This is a genomic window from Paraburkholderia hospita (assembly GCF_002902965.1).
Lineage (GTDB): Bacteria > Pseudomonadota > Gammaproteobacteria > Burkholderiales > Burkholderiaceae > Paraburkholderia > Paraburkholderia hospita.
Map to the genome: position 1 here is coordinate 1,396,578 of NZ_CP026106.1, position 16,271 is coordinate 1,412,848.

A 16,271-nucleotide genomic window follows, 5' to 3' on the forward strand; every position below is an offset into this window, starting at 1 on the left:
ATTCGGCAAGCCGCGCCGTAAGGTCTATCATGTGCGTTTCGACTGCACCGGATATGGCCATCATGATCTCCGACGACACTCAACAAGCTCAAAAGCTGAATCACGACACACTGCGCGAATTCGTCGATCGCAAATGGAACGATGAGATCGTGCCGGCGCTGACCGACTACATCGCCGTGCCCGCGAAGAGCCCGGCTTTCGATGCCGATTGGGAAAAGCACGGCTTTATCGAGCGCGTGACCACGGAGGCCGCGAAGTGGGCGGAGCAGCAGCCCGTGCGCGGACTGAAGCTGGAAATCGTGCGTCTGCCGGGCCGCACGCCCGTGATCTTCTTCGAATCGCCCGCGACGCGCTCGGGCAGCACGGACACCATCGTGCTGTATGGCCACCTCGACAAGCAGCCGGAATTCGACGGCTGGCGCAACGATCTCGGCCCGTGGACGCCGAAGCTCGAAGACGGCAAGCTCTACGGCCGCGGCGGCGCCGACGATGGCTACGCGATCTACGCCAGCCTCACCGCGCTCGCGGCGCTCGACGCGCAAGGCATCGAGCGGCCGCGCTGCGTCGGCCTGATCGAAACCTGCGAAGAGTCGGGCAGCTACGATTTGCTGCCGTACGTCGACGCGTTGCGCGAGCGGCTCGGCAAGGTCGGGCTCGTCGTGTGCCTGGACTCGGGTGCGGGCAACTACGATCAGCTGTGGCTCACCACGTCGCTGCGCGGCCTCGTATCCGGCGACCTCGAAGTGCAGGTGCTCGACGAAGGCATTCACTCGGGCGGCTACGGCGGCATCGCGCCGTCGAGCTTCCGCATCATGCGGCAAATGTTCGAGCGTCTCGAAGACGCTGCCGACGGCACGCTGCTGCCGAAGGGCTTCCATTGCCCGGTTCCGCTCGACCGTCTCGATGAAGCCGAAGCGACCGCGAAGATTCTCGGCGACGACGTGTGGAAAAAACTGCCGTGGGCTTGCGGCCAGGACGGCGGCCCGGTGCTCCCGACCACCACCGACCCGAAAGAAGCGCTGCTCAATTCCACCTGGCGTCCGTCGCTGTCGGTGACGGGCGCGGCGGGCCTACCGTCGCTCGCGGATGCCGGCAACGTGCTGCGTCCGCGCACGGCGTTCAAGCTGTCGCTGCGTCTGCCGCCGCTCGTCGATGCGGAAAACGCCGTGCAGCAGATGAAGTCGCTGCTGGAGTTCGATCCGCCGTACAACGCGAAGGTCACGTTCAAGCCGGACGCGGGCGCCGCGACGGGCTGGAACGCGCCGGAACTCGCGCCGTGGCTTGGCACTGCGCTGAACGACGCCTCGCGCCAGCACTTCGGTGCGGATGTCGCGTTCATCGGGCAGGGCGGCACGATCCCGCTGATGAACGTGCTGAAGGCGGGCTTCCCGACCTCGCAGTTCATGGTGTGCGGCGTGCTCGGGCCGAAGTCGAACGCGCACGGTCCGAACGAGTTCCTGCATGTGCCGTACGGCAAGAAGCTGACGGCGGCTGTCGCTGAGGTGATTGCCGCCGCGCCTTGATGTCTGTCCCGAACGTTCGACGCTGAAGCGTTTTTCCGCGTGGGAGAAGCCGGCCGGCTTTTCCCACTGTCCATCCGTTTTTCTTGACGAACCGATCATCGAATGAACGACACGCGCGCTCCCCGTATTCCCGTCGATCAACTGCACGCCTACGTGCGCGCGATATGGGAGCAGGCAGGCAGTTCGCCGCGTGAAGCCCAGCTCGTCGCCGATCATCTCGTTGCAGCCAATCTCACGGGACACGATTCGCATGGCGTCGGCATGATTCCGCGCTATGTCGATTCGCTGCGCGATCACGAGCTGAAGTTGAACGCGCACGCGAGCGTCGTGAAGGACGTCGGCGCGGTGCTGACCGTCGATGGCGGCAAGGGCTTCGGCCAGGTCGTCGCACACGAGGCGATGGAACTCGGCATCGAGCGCGCGAAAAAGCTCGGCGTGTGTGCCGTCGCGCTGCGCAACGCGCATCACATCGGCCGGATCGGGCATTGGGCCGAGCAGTGCGCGAAGGCGGGGCTCGCGTCGTTTCACTTCGTCAACGTGGCGGGCGATCCGCTCGTCGCGCCGTTCGGCGGCGCGGACCGCCGCATTGGCACCAATCCGTTTTGCGCGGCCTTTCCGCGCGAGGGCAAGGCGCCGCTCGTGCTCGACTTCGCGACCAGCGCCGTCGCGTACGGCAAGACGCGCGTCGCGTACAACCAGGGCAAGCAGGTGCCGCCCGGCGCGCTGATCGATCACGAAGGCAAACCGACCGTCGAGCCGAAAGTGATGATGGAGGCGCCGTTCGGCGCGCTGATGCCCGTTGGCGGACACAAGGGCTTCGGGCTTGCGGCGATGTGCGAGATCTTCGGCGGCGCGCTGTCGGGCGGCTACACGACGCACGAGGACACGCTGCAAAAGACCAACGCGATCATCAACTGCATGCTGTCGGTGATCGCCGATCCCGCCGCCTTCGATGCGCCCAACGCCGAGGCCGAGGCGGATGCGTTCGTCGAGTGGGTGAAGGCGTCGCCGCTCGCCGGCGGAGCGGAGCGCATCTATGCGCCGGGCGAGCCGGAGCGCGCGACGCGTGCCGAGCGCGAGGCCAACGGCATTCCCGTCGATCCGCAGACGTGGCGGCAGATCCGCGAGGCGGCGCTCGCGGCGGGACTGTCGCAGGAAGACGCCGATAGCTGGTCCGCGCGCTTGCAGTAAAGCGCGCCGTCGCGGCACATGCCGTTGCACGCGCATCGATCGACCGATGCGCGTCAAACACCGACTGAAAAGCGCGGCCTCGCCGCTTTGCCGCTTTTTGCCTCTCCTCGCCACGAATTCGCAAAACAATGCAATCAGAAGAACTTCGGATTGCATTAAAACGTTTGCCTCGCCAATTCGCCAAAAATTAAAACAGATATTCTAATTACCGCTTTGCGCCCTTATTAAAGCGACGGCGAGAACGTTTGTTTGAAGTTTTATTCTGGACGGCAATCGTTTGCGCCAGCCTTGCCTGGCATGAAGCCCGTCCAGTGGGCGTCGCCATACTTATGAAGAACTGCATTCTTCTGTTGGTTAGGCCGCCCCATCAGATTCTGGTCTGTTTTAGGCTCGCAATGCTTCACCCGAGTTTTTAACTTCAAAAAGGACCATTCAAAATGAATCTGCAAAACCATCACGCCTGCCGTCCGTTCCTCGAAGCTGGCAAGCTGTCGCAAATCTCCGCGTATTACGAAGAAGAGCGCAACGTCATGTGGATGATGTTGCGCGCGCAACCGCGTCCATGTTTCAACCTCGAACTGGTGCACGACATTCTTGAACTCGCGCGCGCCGCGCGCGATTCCAATGTGCGCATCGATTTTTGGGTGACAGGCTCCGTGATTCCGACGATGTTCAACGTCGGCGGCGATCTCAGCTTTTTTGCCGACGCGATTCGCGCAGGCCGCCGCCAGGAGTTGATGGCGTATGCGCGTGCCTGTGTCGATTGCGTGCATGCGGCCGCGCGTGGCTTCGACACCGGCGCGATTTCGATTGCGATGATAGAGGGCAGCGCGCTCGGCGGCGGCTTCGAAGCGGCGCTCGCGCATCATTTCGTGCTCGCGCAGAACGACGCGCGGATGGGCTTCCCGGAGATCGCCTTCAACCTGTTCCCGGGCATGGGCGGCTATTCGCTCGTCGCGCGCAAGGCGGGCATGCGCCTCGCGGAGGAACTGATCGGCGGCGGCGAATCGCATACGGCCGAGTGGCACGAAAGCCGCGGCCTCGTCGACCATCTGTTCGAGCCGGGCGAGGCGTATATCGCGACGCGCACCTTCATCGACACGTTGCGCCCCAAGCTCAACGGCATCCGCGCGATGGTGCGGGCGCGTCAGCGCGTGCTGCAGCTGTCGCGCGCCGAACTGATGGAAATTACCGAGGATTGGGTGCAGTCCGCGTTCACGATCGAGGAGAAGGATCTCGCCTTCATGGAGCGGCTCGTGATGCTGCAAAACCGCCGCGCGGGCAATCTGCGCCCGGCTGCAATGAACGTTGCGTAAGCAGGAAGGACAGTAGTCTGATTGGCAGAACGCCCCCGCGCTTAGCGTTACGCGCTCCGTCTGCACCCGTCAGGTATTGACGCAACTATCAACGTAGCAAAGGCATCACGCAGCATGCATTACGCAGTAGCCAGCCGCATGAGCGGCCGACAGGCGGGAGACTCCAAAGGTCGAGCGAACTTTTCGGGGGTTCAGGCGATCAAGCGGATCTTCTGCCTGTCATGCAGCCAGCGCTCGAATTCGGCTGCGGGCATTGGCTTACCGTAGAGAAACCCCTGCACGTATTCGACGCCCAGCCCCTTCATGAACAGCTCTTCCGATTCCGTCTCGATCCCTTCCGCCACCACCTTCAGCTGCAGTGCCTGCGCGACGGCCACCATCGAGCGCACCAGCGCCTGAGATTTCCTGTCCGCGTTGATCGAGCTTACGAAGCTGCGGTCCAGCTTGATCACGTCGAGCGGTATGCGCCCGAGTTGCGACAGCGACGAATAGCCTGTGCCGAAATCATCCAGATGGACCTGCGCGCCGAGATCGCGGAATTGCGTAATCAGGTCGATCGCGGCCGCTTCGTCTTCGATCAGGCAGCTCTCCGTCAGCTCGATATCGAGCAGGCAAGGATCGAGCTGCGCGCGCTGCAAGGCCTCCGTGAAATGCGACACCACGGCCGTATCCACCAGTTGCCGCGCCGACACGTTGATCGCCACGCGCAGCGACAGCCCGCGCGCCTTCCATTGCGAGGCCTGTTCGGCCGCCGTCTGCATGACCCAGCGGCCAAGTGGCCCGATCAGCCCCGACTCTTCCGCGTAGCGAATGAACGCGGCGGGCATGATCTGCCCGCGCTCCGGCGAATTCCAGCGCACCAGCGCCTCGACGCCGTACACGGTGCCCGTGGCCAGCGACAGCTTCGGTTGATAGTGCAGCGTCAACTGGCCTTCTTCGAGCCCGCGCCGCAGGTTCGTATCGAGCCACATGTACTCGGCGACCTTGCGGTTCATCTCCGGCGAGAACACGCGATAGGTACGCTTGCCGTCGTCCTTGGCGACGTACATGGCGGTGTCGGCGGCGCGGATCAGCGCTTCGAGGCTGTCGCCATGCTCGGGGAACATCGCGATGCCGATCGAGCAGCCTGTGTAGACCTCGACGAGCCCGAGGCTGAACGGTACGCGCAGCCGCTCCAGAATGCGCTGTGCCATCGCTTCCATCGACCCGACGGAAGCAACGGGCGACAGCACGATGAACTCGTCGCCGCCCAGCCGCGCAAGCGTGTCCTCGTCGGCGAGGCACTCGCGCACGGCCGAAGAAACATCCTGGATCAGCCGGTCGCCGAACACGTGGCCGTAGTGGTCGTTGACCTTCTTGAAGTTGTCGAGATCGAGAAACAGGATGCCGACGGATTCGCCCGCCGCCGCGCTGGCGATGGCCGCGCGCGTCTTGTCGTGAATCGCGTTGCGGTTCGGCAGGCCCGTCAGCGAATCGGTGTTCGCCAGTTCCGACAGACGCTCCTGCGCGCGGCGTTCCTCGGTGATGTCGGTGCCCGAGCAGATCAGAAACTGTTCGTCGACGCCGCTGCCGCTCATCACGAACTTGTTGCGAAACAGGAAAAGCCGTTCGCCGTGCACGGTGCGCACGCGGCGCTCGACTTCATAGGCGACGCCCTGATTGAAAAAGCCCGAAATGTTCTGGCTCGATGCCGCGCCCGCTTCCGACGACATGAACAGCGCCCACACGCTGCGCCCGACCACGTCTTCTTCCTTCATGCCCGTGAGTTCTTCGGCGAGCCGGTTGAAGCGCTGGATGCGGCCGTTCTTGTCGACGATCACGACCACGGAGTTGACTTCCGACACGACCTGCTCGGCGAACGACAGCCCATGCACCAGATCGCGCGCGACGGATTCGGTGTCTTCATACGCCGAAGCCGTGCCCGCCCAGGTGCTGCTGTTGAGCTTCTTGCCGACCAGATGCAGACGCAGCGCTTCGCCGAACAGGCGTACGTCCATGGTCAGGTGCGCGGTGACGCCCGTGAGCCGGCGAATCTGCGCGGCCTGCGCACCCGATAGGGCAATGGCGACCGTGGCCGTGTTGTCATCCGTTTCGGGCGTCAGTTCGAGTGCATTGCTGTCGCTCGACAGCCGCCAGCAGGGGCTGCTCGTTCCGAACCGGGCGAAAAGCACCTGATCGTGTTGATCGTCGTTCATGAAGGGTCCCCGGGCAAAAAAGTTGCCTCCAGTCGAGCTCCGAATACGAGTACAGCACGCGGCGGCGAAGAGTTTTATCGATGACTGACTTGCTTCATTGTAACGAAGCGGCCGGACGTACGGCTCCGAATTGATTAACGACCTTTGGATCAGCTTTCTTTAACCAGAAAGCATAGAAAAAAATGATGCATTTCAGGGATTGGTTCCGCAAACGTTCACGCGCGATTGCGCACGCACGTGCTCCTTTGCGATGCTCGCGTGGCAATCAAAAAGCGCGACGGCAGACCTGGCCGGTTGTCCACCTTTCCGAGGGGGGAGAGATGAGTACGCTGTCGTCTGTTCGTGGCAGGGCCGTCAGTGGCTCCGCCGCTGGTTTGGTTTGGTTGGGTTTTTGCTGGTATCCGGTTTGGCGTTTTTGCGTTTGCGCTGGCATCCGCGTTATGCCTTCGTGCTTCACGCGTCGCCCCTGTGCGGGGCGGCACCTACTTTTCTTTGCCGCCGCAAAGAAAAGTAGGCAAAAGAAAGCGGCTAACACCGCTAGTCCTAGTTTTTGCCTGAGGGCCCCCACACGGTCTTATGCTTCACGCGGCAATCACGTGACCCATGTTCGTTGCCAACGCTCTTGCGGTGCGCCTCACCCGCTTCACGCACCCACGTTGCCGCACGCCGTGTCAGATATTCCACCGCCGCCCAGGTGGCAAACTGTGTGTAGGCCGTAGTGCCTCGCACGCCTCACTTCGGAACTCAGGATTACCCACATTTTTACTGAGCATGCTATCCGCTTTGCCTGAAGAGCTGATACATCTTCGTAATTTCGTGCAGGACGAGAAATCCACGCCATATGACTGTCGGTCCTGGTGGGCGGTCATGCGTGCGATTCAGATAGCCGCCAAGCATGCCTATCCACACGATGGTTTGTTGCAGCGTTGGAACCTGCTCTGGCAGTTGCGTGGTTGCGTGGGTATGGCAATAGAGCGCCTGCCATTCAACTGGCTGGAGCAATACTTCGCAGCACAGCTGCGTGCCCGTTCGCGCAAGCAGCGTGGCATACAGGATGCGCCACGCGATGACGGCAAACAGAGCAGTCGCTCTCACAAACCGCTCGAGCGTGCCGAACTGGCGCGCCTCGATACGGCAGCCGCTTTTGAGCACACGGTGCCACGTCTCAATGGTCCAGCGTCTGGCGTACCAGGCCAGCCGTTCGAGAACTTCTTCAAGCGAGCTCGTGGGCACCGAACTGAGCAGCATCCATTCAAGCGGTTCAACACCGTTCGGGGGATTATCCTCAATGGCGTGAATCGCAAAGACGTCGACCTCAGGCAGGCTGCGGCGGCTTGCGCGCGCTCTTGGAGATTGCAGTCGCACGCTCGCACAACGCAACGTCAGTCGCGCTATGCGCTGAGGAAGTTTGCTTCTGGTTGGTATCCGCAGTTCAGTGTTGCCAAGGGGCGTGGTGGCCAGAACAGTTTCCCAAAGGTAGCCTTGCGGATGACGCGCTACACGGTTGTGTGTTGCGCGGATCAACCAGTCCACTCCGGCGGGGCGTTCGGCGGAAAACAGTTCGTAAAGGTCGCTCTCGCGGTCTCCAACACAGACAAACCGCGTCTGTTCGCAACGTACCTTGAGTGCCGCGAGATGATCGATTCCTTCAAGCCATTTGACGCTTTCCTTCTGTTCGATCGGGCGCGTGACTGCGGGGGCACTCTTGCCGAACACCGCTTCGGGGCGTACCCAGGTCTTCACGCCCAGCACGCCTAGCGGCAAGCCATCGGGCGTGACTGCCAGCAGGCTGTGCATCATGAAACCCTGCTCATTGTTGCCAGTGCCGCGCCCCAGCCCCTCCGTCGCAGGCAGATGCGACAGGTTGAACTCCGTTGTGTCCTGAATCGCCAGCACGATCGGCACCTGTCTCATGCGATCAAGTGTTTGCGCAATATGGGGCGCGAGAATCCCGTTCGTGTCGACCTGCGTATTATCGAAGAAACGGTAGGCAGCCTTCAGTTCGGCCGGCTTGAGCGATTGAGGAAATGAACCTTGCGGACTGCACGCGAGTCGGCGAGCCAGCGCAACAAGACGCTGCGCCAGGCGCGCATCACCCAGATCAGCCTCGCCAAATTCGGCACTTGCCCAGTCATCTGTCTCGTTCTCGTCGACCAATCCCGACTACCGTTGCGAACAGAATGGGCCAAAGTTAACATCGACGCCGACTGTTTACAAGCGATCATTCACCACTCTCCTTGCAAGATGTGGGTAATCCTGAGACTCCGGACCGATAGCGCACGCGTTCCTCCATGTAAGAGCGCCAAGCTATACGACGCGACAACCTACACACAGTTTGCCACCTGGGCGGCACAAACCATTCGCTGCCGCCTGCCCTTGTGCAGGTGTCTGAAGCGGGTGAGGCATCTGTTCGAAGCGTTGGCAACGAGCGCGGACCGGCGCGCTGCCGTGTGAAGCGTAAGACCCTTTGGGGGCCCTCAGGCAAAAACAAGAATTAGCGGTGTTAGCCGCTTTCTTTTGCCTACTTTTCTTTGCGGCGGCAAAGAAAAGTAGGTGCCGCCCCGCACAGGGGCGACGCTTGAAGCGCGAAGGCAAATCGCGGATGCCAGCGCAAACCAAAACCAAAACACCATCTATTCAGTATCGCCGCGCGAGCCTCATACGCATCAACTGCTTCGTCTCGCCATCGGCATCATCGGGCAGGTTGAACTCGGCGGCCACGAGCGACGCGACGGGCACACCATCGCGATACAGCACGCGATTGCCCGTAACAGCAGGCACCTTGTTACCCGGCAGCAACGTGCCGACCAGATTCAGCGGATCAGTACCCGCAACACACACAAAAGCACCGTCGTTCGCATGACGGCGCACTTCGCGCAACAGTGGTATCGCTTCAGGCAGCGCGAACTGCTCGCCCGCGAGACCGTTGACGAAGCGCCCGCCGCGCACCTGGCCGCGCGCTTCGAGTCGCTGATACACGCGCAGCAGATCGCGCCACGGCGGCAGCCATTCAGCTTCGCGTTCCAGCAGGCGCCAGAACACGACGCCATAACGCCGCAACAGCGCCATCGCGACATGCTCGATTACTTCCGGCGCGTACGTCGAAGAACGTCGGGAAGGAGAGGGCGCGGGTTCAACCGGCCCAGCGGCGACCGGCCGCCGCAACAGCGCCCAGCGTCCCGCATCGTCCATGCCGCCGATCAACGCGCCCGCGCCGCGCGGACGCCGGCTCGGAAAGTACGACGCGTTGCGCTTCGCGACGGGTTTCAGCAGCGCGCGCAAACCCGCGAAACTATCCGAATTGACGAGACCCGCCGCGACCAGTTCGCCGAGCGCGTTTTCGAGTTCGACGCGCAGTAGACGAACGTCGCCCGAAAGCTCGTCGAAGAACATCGCGCCATGCTGCGTCAGCGTATCGAACACCAGTTGCGCTTTCGGCGACAGCTCCGGCTGTTTCGACGTATCGAGCAGCGCGGTCCACACGGGCAGCGCGCGGCGCGGCAACAGCACGATGGGCGTGCTGCGCACCGGACCGCTCGCGCCGCGCGCGCGATCCGTGAGCCGCGTCCAGACGATCTTGCCGGAACGGCACAGCTCGTCGAGCGATGTGATCGAATAGTCCTTCAGCCGCGCGGGCAAGATGTCGTCTTCCCATGCGCTCGCGGCCGCCTGAAAACCTTCGAGCTGATCGAGCACTGCGGCGAGCGCGTCGCGCCCTTCGCCGCGCGTATCGGGCGTCAGGCGCTGCCACGCGAACAGAAAGCGCATGAAGTCGTGCCGCTCGACGGGTTCGATCTCGCGCCGCAAGCGCCGCACCGTATAGCGATGAATGCGCGCGAGCAGATGACGCTCGCACCATTCTTCATCCGTGGCGCCCGGTGTGAAGCGGCCGCGCATCACATAACCTTCCGCTTCGAGCCGCGTGAGCGCCTGCGCGACGGTCGAAGCGGGCAGCGCAAGCGCGCGTGCGATCGACGCAAGCGGCAGCGGCCCGAATCCCGTCAGCCGCGCGCGCACCACATCGACGAGCGCGTCGTCTTCTGTCCAGGCGTCGTCGAAACCCTTCGGCGCACGCAGCGCCGGTTCGACTTCAGCCTGCGGATAAATCGCGCGCAGGCACGTCAGGCGCTCGGCGGGCAGCCACAACGCGTCATGCTGCGCGATCTGCATGCGCGCGGCGTGGCCTGTTTTAGCGAGTTCCGCGAGCCACGCGGGCCAGCCTTCGTTGCGCTGCGCCTCGGCTTCCGTGATGCACGCAAGGCCCGTCAGCGCTTCGTGCATCTCGTCGGTGTTGCGCGCTTGTGGCCACGCTTCTTCGCCGACACTCGCAATCGCGTCGGCATCGAGTGCGCCGAGATCGTCGGCGGATTCGGGGCCGCTCGTGTAGCGGCGATTCAGTACGGCCTGCGTGCGGCGTTCTTCGATCGGTGCATCGTCGAGAAACGCGTACGGTTTCGCCGTGAGGATTTCCGCGGCGAGCGGCGACGGCGCGGGCAGGTCGCGGCTCACAAGCGCGATATGCCCGCTTTCGATCCGGCGCAGCAACGCGAGCCACGCATCCGTGTCCATCGCTTCGTGCAGACAATCGTCGAGTGTCTGATCGACGAGGGGATGACTCGGCAACTCGCGCTCACCGGCGATGTTTTCGAGGCACGCGGCCTGATCGGGAAACACGGTCGCGAGCAGATCGTCGCTGCGCATGCGCTGCAACGGCGGCGGCGTCTTGCGTCCGCCCGTGTAGCGCGGCAACGCGAGCGCCGTCGTCGCGTTCCAGCGCCAGCGCACGCCAAACAGCGGCGCGTCGAGCAGCGCCTGGACCAGCACGTGCTCGGCTGTCGCCGAGCGCAGATAGCGCCACACTTCATCGAGCGCGAAGCTGTGCGCACCCGTGAGCGACAGCACGATCGCATCTTCCGTCGCGGCTGCTTGCAACTCGAAATTGAACGTGCGGCAAAAGCGCTTGCGCAACGCGAGACCCCACGCGCGATTGACGCGGCTGCCGAAGGGCGTATGAATCACAAGCTGCGTGCCGCCCGATTCGTCGAAAAAACGCTCCATGACGAGCGTGTCTTGCGTCGGCAGCGCGCCGAGCGTCTGGCGGGCGCGCGCCAGATATTCGACGATCTGTCGTGCCGCCGCTTCGGGCAGATGAGTCTGTTCGACCAGCCACGCGATGGCGGGTTCGAGATCGAGCGTGACCGTGGTCGGTTGCTCGGCGATGGTTGCGACGCCGTCGTGCGAATCGCTAAATGAATCGGTATCCGAAGTAAATGACGAAGTGGTCTTCGCGACGGCGAGCCGCCGCTCGATCTCCGAGCGCAGCCGCGCGACGCCCGCCGACAATTCATCGCTGCGTCCGGGCGCCTCGCCGAGCCAGAACGGAATGTTCGGCGGTTGGCCTTGCGCATCCTCGACGCGCACGCGGCCGCTTTCGATACGCATGATCCGGTACGACGCATTGCCGAGCTGGAACACGTCGCCTGCGAGGCTTTCGACGGCGAAGTCTTCGTTGACCGTGCCGATGTTGAGCCCTTGCGGTTCGAGCACTACCGTGTAATCGGCGTTCTCGGGAATCGTGCCGCCTGATGTCACCGCGTAGAGCTGCGCGCCGCGCCGTCCGCGCAACGTGCCGTTGACGGCGTCGCGATGCACGTACGCGGCGCGCGGGCCGTGACGGCTCGTGTAGCCCTCGGCGAGCATGCGCAGCACGGCATCGTATTGCTCGCGTTCGAGCGTTGCATACGGCGCGGCGTGACGAAAGCATTCGAAGAGCGCGTCCTCGCTCCATTCGGCGTTGCAGACTTCGGCGACGATCTGCTGCGCGAGCACGTCGAGCGGTGCGCGCGGAATGTGCAGCAGATCGAGTTCGCCGCGCCGCACGCAATCGAGCAGCGCCGCGCATTCGATCAGATCGTCGCGCGAAGCGGGGAACAGCCGCCCCTTCGGCATGCCGCCCACATGATGGCCCGAACGCCCGACGCGTTGCAGAAACGGCGCGATCGCGCGCGGCGAGCCCATCTGGCAGACCAGATCGACGTCACCGATATCGATGCCCAGTTCCAGCGAAGCCGTGGCGATCAGCACGCGCAACTCGCCGCGCTTCAAACGCTGCTCCGCGTCGAGGCGATGTTCCTTCGCGAGGCTGCCGTGATGCGCGGCGACGGCGTCCTTGCCGAGACGCTCGGTCAGATGCCGCGCGACGCGCTCGGCCATGCGCCGCGTGTTGACGAACACGAGTGTGGTGCGGTGTAGCGCGACCAGTTCGGCGAGCCGGTTGTAGACGAGTTCCCACGCTTCGTTCGACATCACCGCTTCGAGCGGCACGGGCGGAATCTCCAGCGCGAGATCGCGCTCGCGCACATGGCCGACATCGACGATCGCGCAGTCGGCGGGCTCGTCGCTGTCGACACGCGCGCCGCCGACCAGAAAGCGCGCGACGGCTTCGATCGGCTTTTGCGTCGCCGACAGGCCGATGCGCGGCAGGCGCCGGCCGCACAGCGCATCGAGCCGTTCGAGCGACAGCGCGAGATGGCTGCCGCGCTTGCCGCCCGCCATCGCGTGAATTTCGTCGACGATCACCGTGCGGACCGTCGCGAGCATCTTGCGGCCCGACGCCGAGCCGAGCAGCACGTACAGCGATTCGGGCGTCGTGACGAGGATGTGCGGCGCGCGCTTCTTCAGCGCGGTGCGTTCCTGTTGCGTCGTGTCGCCCGTGCGTACGGCGGTGCGAATCTCGGGCACGGGCAGGCCGCGTTCGGCGAGTTCGTTTGCGATCCCTTCGAGCGGCGTCTGCAGATTGACGCGGATATCGTTCGACAGCGCCTTGAGGGGCGACACGTAGACCACCAGCGTCTCGTCCGGCAGCGCGCCGCCGTGCGCGAGGCCATCGCGCACGAGTTCATCCAGCGCGGCGAGAAACGCGGTCAGCGTCTTGCCCGAACCGGTCGGCGCGGCGACGAGCGTGTGCCGGCCGTTGCGGATCAACGGCCATGCGGCGACCTGCGCGTCCGTGGGCGCGGCAAAGGTCTTCTGGAACCAGCCCGCGACGGCCGGATGGAAATCGGCCAGCGGGTCGGCCAGCCCGAAGGCGGCGGAAGAGGCGGAAGTCATGAGGTCGAAGATGGGGGCGGGGCGCGGCATATCCAGTGCGCGGCGTGCCATGCCCGTAAAACCGTTAGACCTGTTCAGTCTCGCAGGTTTCGCGGGGGTGTGCCGAGGTTGCGCTTGGGCGTTCGGCCGGGCAGGCGGATAACGCAACTACCGGTCACCAACCCTCAGCGCACGCCTGCAGTGCCCTTGATGGTGCGTTGATGCGCGCTGATCTCATAGGCCTATAGAACATGACGCCGATGCTACATGAGCCAACGAGCGGCGTAACGGAAGAAATGCGTTCGTGTGCGGACTGAAAACGCCGTGAAAGGGTTCTCGAAAGGCGTGGCATGCATCAATGCTGCATTGCACGGGACGGCTGCGAAAGCCATGTCAACGCACCAGCAGCATTACCACGCATTGAGTATCCTGATCGCCCCAGCACCGCATCATCACCCACCTGGAGTCTCAAACCATGCGATACAACCAGCTTGGCCGCACTGGCGTTTTCGTGTCGGAACTGTGCCTCGGCACGATGACCTTCGGCGGCACGGGCGGCATCTGGCAGCACATCGGCGATCTGCAGCAGAGTGACGCCGAACGTCTGATCGGCCGCGCGATCGACGCGGGCATCAATTTCATCGACACAGCAGACGTCTACTCGTCCGGCGTCTCCGAGCAGATCACCGGTCAAGCGCTGAAGAACCTGAAAGTGCCGCGCGACAGCGTGGTCGTCGCGACGAAAGTATTCGGCCAGACGGGCGACTTCGCGAACGCGCGCGGCGCGTCGCGCTACCACATCATGGACGGCATCAAGGCGAGCCTGCAGCGCCTGCAGCTCGATCACGTCGATCTGTATCAGATCCACGGCTTCGATCCCGCCACGCCAATCGAGGAAACGCTGCGTGCGCTCGATACGCTCGTGCAGCACGGCCACGTGCGCTATATCGGCGTATCGAACTGGGCCGCGTGGCAGATCGCGAAAGCGCTAGGCATTTCGGAGCGCCTTGGCCTCGCGCGCTTCGATACGTTGCAGGCGTATTACACGATCGCGGGCCGCGATCTCGAACGCGAACTGGTGCCGATGCTGCAAAGCGAAGGCCTCGGTCTGATGGTATGGAGTCCGCTCGCGGGCGGTTTGCTCAGCGGCAAATATAAACGCGACGAGCAAGGCGAAGCAGGCAGCCGCCGCACGACATTCGATTTCCCGCCCGTGAATCGCGAGCGCGCATTCGATTGCGTCGACGTGATGCGCACGATCGCCGAAGCGAAAGGCGTGTCGGTCGCGCAGATTGCGCTGGCGTGGTTGCTGCATCAACACTCGGTGATGAGCGTGATCGTCGGCGCGAAGCGGATCGAGCAACTCGACGACAACATCGCCGCGACCAAGGTTGAACTGAGCGCCGAAGAACTCGCGAAGCTCGACGAAGTGAGCCGCCTGCCGTCCGAGTATCCGGGCTGGATGCTGGAGCGGCAGGGCGATCAGCGCCGTCAGCAGATCGCGGAAACGCGCTTTGGTGACGTGGTTTGAGCGCAGGGTGAAGCGCGCGGCGTGCCAATTCACGCCGCGCTTTCATTGCAGCATGAACGTCTCATACTCCAGCGAATCGAGCTTGCGGTCGAGCAGATAAAGACTCGCGAGCACGACGAGCAGCAGCGAACCTGCAAATCCGTAGCCGTAGTAACCAGGGTTCAACGACAGCGTGATCGCCGTGAACACCACGTTCGAAGCGACGAACGTACCCACCAGCAACAGCACGATCTTGCGCTTGTCGAGATAGAAGAACACATTGATCGTGCCCATGAACACGACCTGCATGCTGGCCGCGATCACGTCGATATACAGCAGCGGCAGATACAGCGTTGATATCTGCAGCCATTGAAGCAGGATCGTGCCCGCCGCGAACAGCATCATCGCGGCGATTGCCTGCACTTTCATGATCTCCCAGATGCCGTTGCGCAACGCTTCGACCATCGCATTGCGCATGCGCTCGATATGCTGCAACGATGCGCCTTCGCGCACGGCATCGTAGAACGCGTCGTAGTATTCGACGAAGTCCGTTTCGATGCGCATCAGAAATACGGCCATGCCCGGAATGATCGCGAGATACGCGAGAAACACGGGAATGTCGTAAATGATCGATGCGCGCAGCGGACCGATCACCGGCTGTCCCGTGCCGGGTGAATACCAGAACATGAACTTGTCCGCCCAGATGCCGAGGTTATACAGAAAGCCCGTGAGCATCAGCGAAGGGTAACGGTATTGCTTGCGGAACATCTCGAACGAGATGAAATGGTCGCTGCGATAGTCGCGATAGATCAGCGCGAGCAGGCCCACCAGCAGCACCGTCTGGCCGATCACGAAGCCCGACAGCAAGCCCGTCAGGCCGAAGCGGTTCAGCGAGAGCGCCGCGCCCGTCGTCACCGCATAGCCGATAAAGAACACGACGATGATCGACATGTACTGCTTCATGCCCGACAGGAAGATCGTCGCGATCCAGATGTTACCCATCACGACGAAGCCCGCGAGCATCAACAGTCGATAGGCGGCCGTCTGCTGCGGAAACAGAAAGACGACAGCGAGCCCGCCGAGCACAGTCGAAGCGACCGTGACGATGAACATCACCGCATGAAAATTCGGCAGCACGAGATCGCGGCGCTTTTCGAAAAGCCGGTCTGATGTGAAGCGCGTGTACGCAAGCTGCAACGGCCCCGTCAACACGAGCGACAGCGAGATCAGATACGTGACCGACACCTGGAATTGCGTGATCAATCCCGTGGGCAACACGAACGGAATGCTGAGCACGCCGATCAGCAGAATGCCGACGATCGACAGCACCCACGGCCCCGCGCCGATCAGGCCAGCGTACGTATAAGCCTGCATCAGCCCCAGCAGCGTATTGCGCCGGAGCATCTTGCGCAGTTCGAAACCAATGCCTGCCATGGTCGCGTGTTCC

General features: G+C 63.1%; 8 protein-coding genes. 4 read left to right on the top strand and 4 right to left on the bottom strand.

The features are described 5' to 3' along the window. Nucleotides 1-62: 62 nt before the first annotated feature. From C2L64_RS24680 to C2L64_RS24690, 3 genes are all read left to right on the top strand, one after another. Nucleotides 63-1,523 (top strand): M20 family metallopeptidase, encoded by a 1,461-nt coding sequence (locus C2L64_RS24680; protein WP_009770766.1) that lies wholly within the window; start codon nucleotides 63-65, stop codon nucleotides 1,521-1,523. 102 nt (nucleotides 1,524-1,625) lie between these two features. Continuing rightward, a complete protein-coding gene (locus C2L64_RS24685) occupies nucleotides 1,626-2,714 on the top strand; it encodes a malate/lactate/ureidoglycolate dehydrogenase (protein WP_009770767.1) in 1,089 nt (362 codons plus the stop codon). 437 nt (nucleotides 2,715-3,151) lie between these two features. Beyond that, nucleotides 3,152-4,030 (top strand): crotonase/enoyl-CoA hydratase family protein, encoded by an 879-nt coding sequence (locus C2L64_RS24690; RefSeq protein ID WP_009770768.1) that lies wholly within the window; start codon nucleotides 3,152-3,154, stop codon nucleotides 4,028-4,030. Between the two features lie 191 nt (nucleotides 4,031-4,221). Here the strand turns inward: C2L64_RS24690 and pdeR are convergent, their stop codons facing one another. The 3 genes from pdeR to C2L64_RS24705 all read right to left on the bottom strand — a co-directional run bounded on the left by pdeR (nucleotide 4,222) and on the right by C2L64_RS24705 (nucleotide 13,386). Then, nucleotides 4,222-6,225 (bottom strand): cyclic di-GMP phosphodiesterase, encoded by a 2,004-nt coding sequence (gene pdeR / locus C2L64_RS24695; protein WP_007743442.1) that lies wholly within the window; start codon nucleotides 6,223-6,225, stop codon nucleotides 4,222-4,224. Between the two features lie 774 nt (nucleotides 6,226-6,999). Beyond that, on the bottom strand, nucleotides 7,000-8,382 hold the full coding sequence (locus tag C2L64_RS24700) for an IS4 family transposase (RefSeq protein WP_090838341.1): 1,383 nt from the start codon (nucleotides 8,380-8,382) through the stop codon (nucleotides 7,000-7,002). 480 nt (nucleotides 8,383-8,862) lie between these two features. Continuing rightward, nucleotides 8,863-13,386, bottom strand: coding sequence for a DEAD/DEAH box helicase (locus C2L64_RS24705; RefSeq protein ID WP_007576560.1), 4,524 nt, complete (start codon nucleotides 13,384-13,386; stop codon nucleotides 8,863-8,865). Between the two features lie 403 nt (nucleotides 13,387-13,789). Between C2L64_RS24705 and C2L64_RS24710 the strand changes: the two genes are divergently transcribed. Beyond that, nucleotides 13,790-14,845: an aldo/keto reductase gene (locus C2L64_RS24710; protein ID WP_007576562.1), complete on the top strand. Its 1,056-nt coding sequence runs from the start codon at nucleotides 13,790-13,792 to the stop codon at nucleotides 14,843-14,845. Between the two features lie 42 nt (nucleotides 14,846-14,887). On the opposite strand, the gene pelG is transcribed toward C2L64_RS24710, so the two are convergent. Next, nucleotides 14,888-16,258: an exopolysaccharide Pel transporter PelG gene (gene pelG / locus C2L64_RS24715; RefSeq protein ID WP_007576565.1), complete on the bottom strand. Its 1,371-nt coding sequence runs from the start codon at nucleotides 16,256-16,258 to the stop codon at nucleotides 14,888-14,890. Nucleotides 16,259-16,271: the final 13 nt, after the last annotated feature.

Excerpts from the sequence above, each read along its gene's own strand:
- C2L64_RS24680 (WP_009770766.1), top strand. The coding sequence starts at position 63 with ATGATCTCCGACGACACTCAACAAGCTCAAAAGCTGAATCACGACACA.
- C2L64_RS24685 (WP_009770767.1), top strand. The coding sequence starts at position 1,626 with ATGAACGACACGCGCGCTCCCCGTATTCCCGTCGATCAACTGCACGCC.
- C2L64_RS24690 (WP_009770768.1), top strand. The coding sequence starts at position 3,152 with ATGAATCTGCAAAACCATCACGCCTGCCGTCCGTTCCTCGAAGCTGGC.
- pdeR (WP_007743442.1), bottom strand. The coding sequence starts at position 6,225 with ATGAACGACGATCAACACGATCAGGTGCTTTTCGCCCGGTTCGGAACG.
- C2L64_RS24705 (WP_007576560.1), bottom strand. The coding sequence starts at position 13,386 with ATGGCACGCCGCGCACTGGATATGCCGCGCCCCGCCCCCATCTTCGAC.
- C2L64_RS24710 (WP_007576562.1), top strand. The coding sequence starts at position 13,790 with ATGCGATACAACCAGCTTGGCCGCACTGGCGTTTTCGTGTCGGAACTG.
- pelG (WP_007576565.1), bottom strand. The coding sequence starts at position 16,258 with ATGGCAGGCATTGGTTTCGAACTGCGCAAGATGCTCCGGCGCAATACG.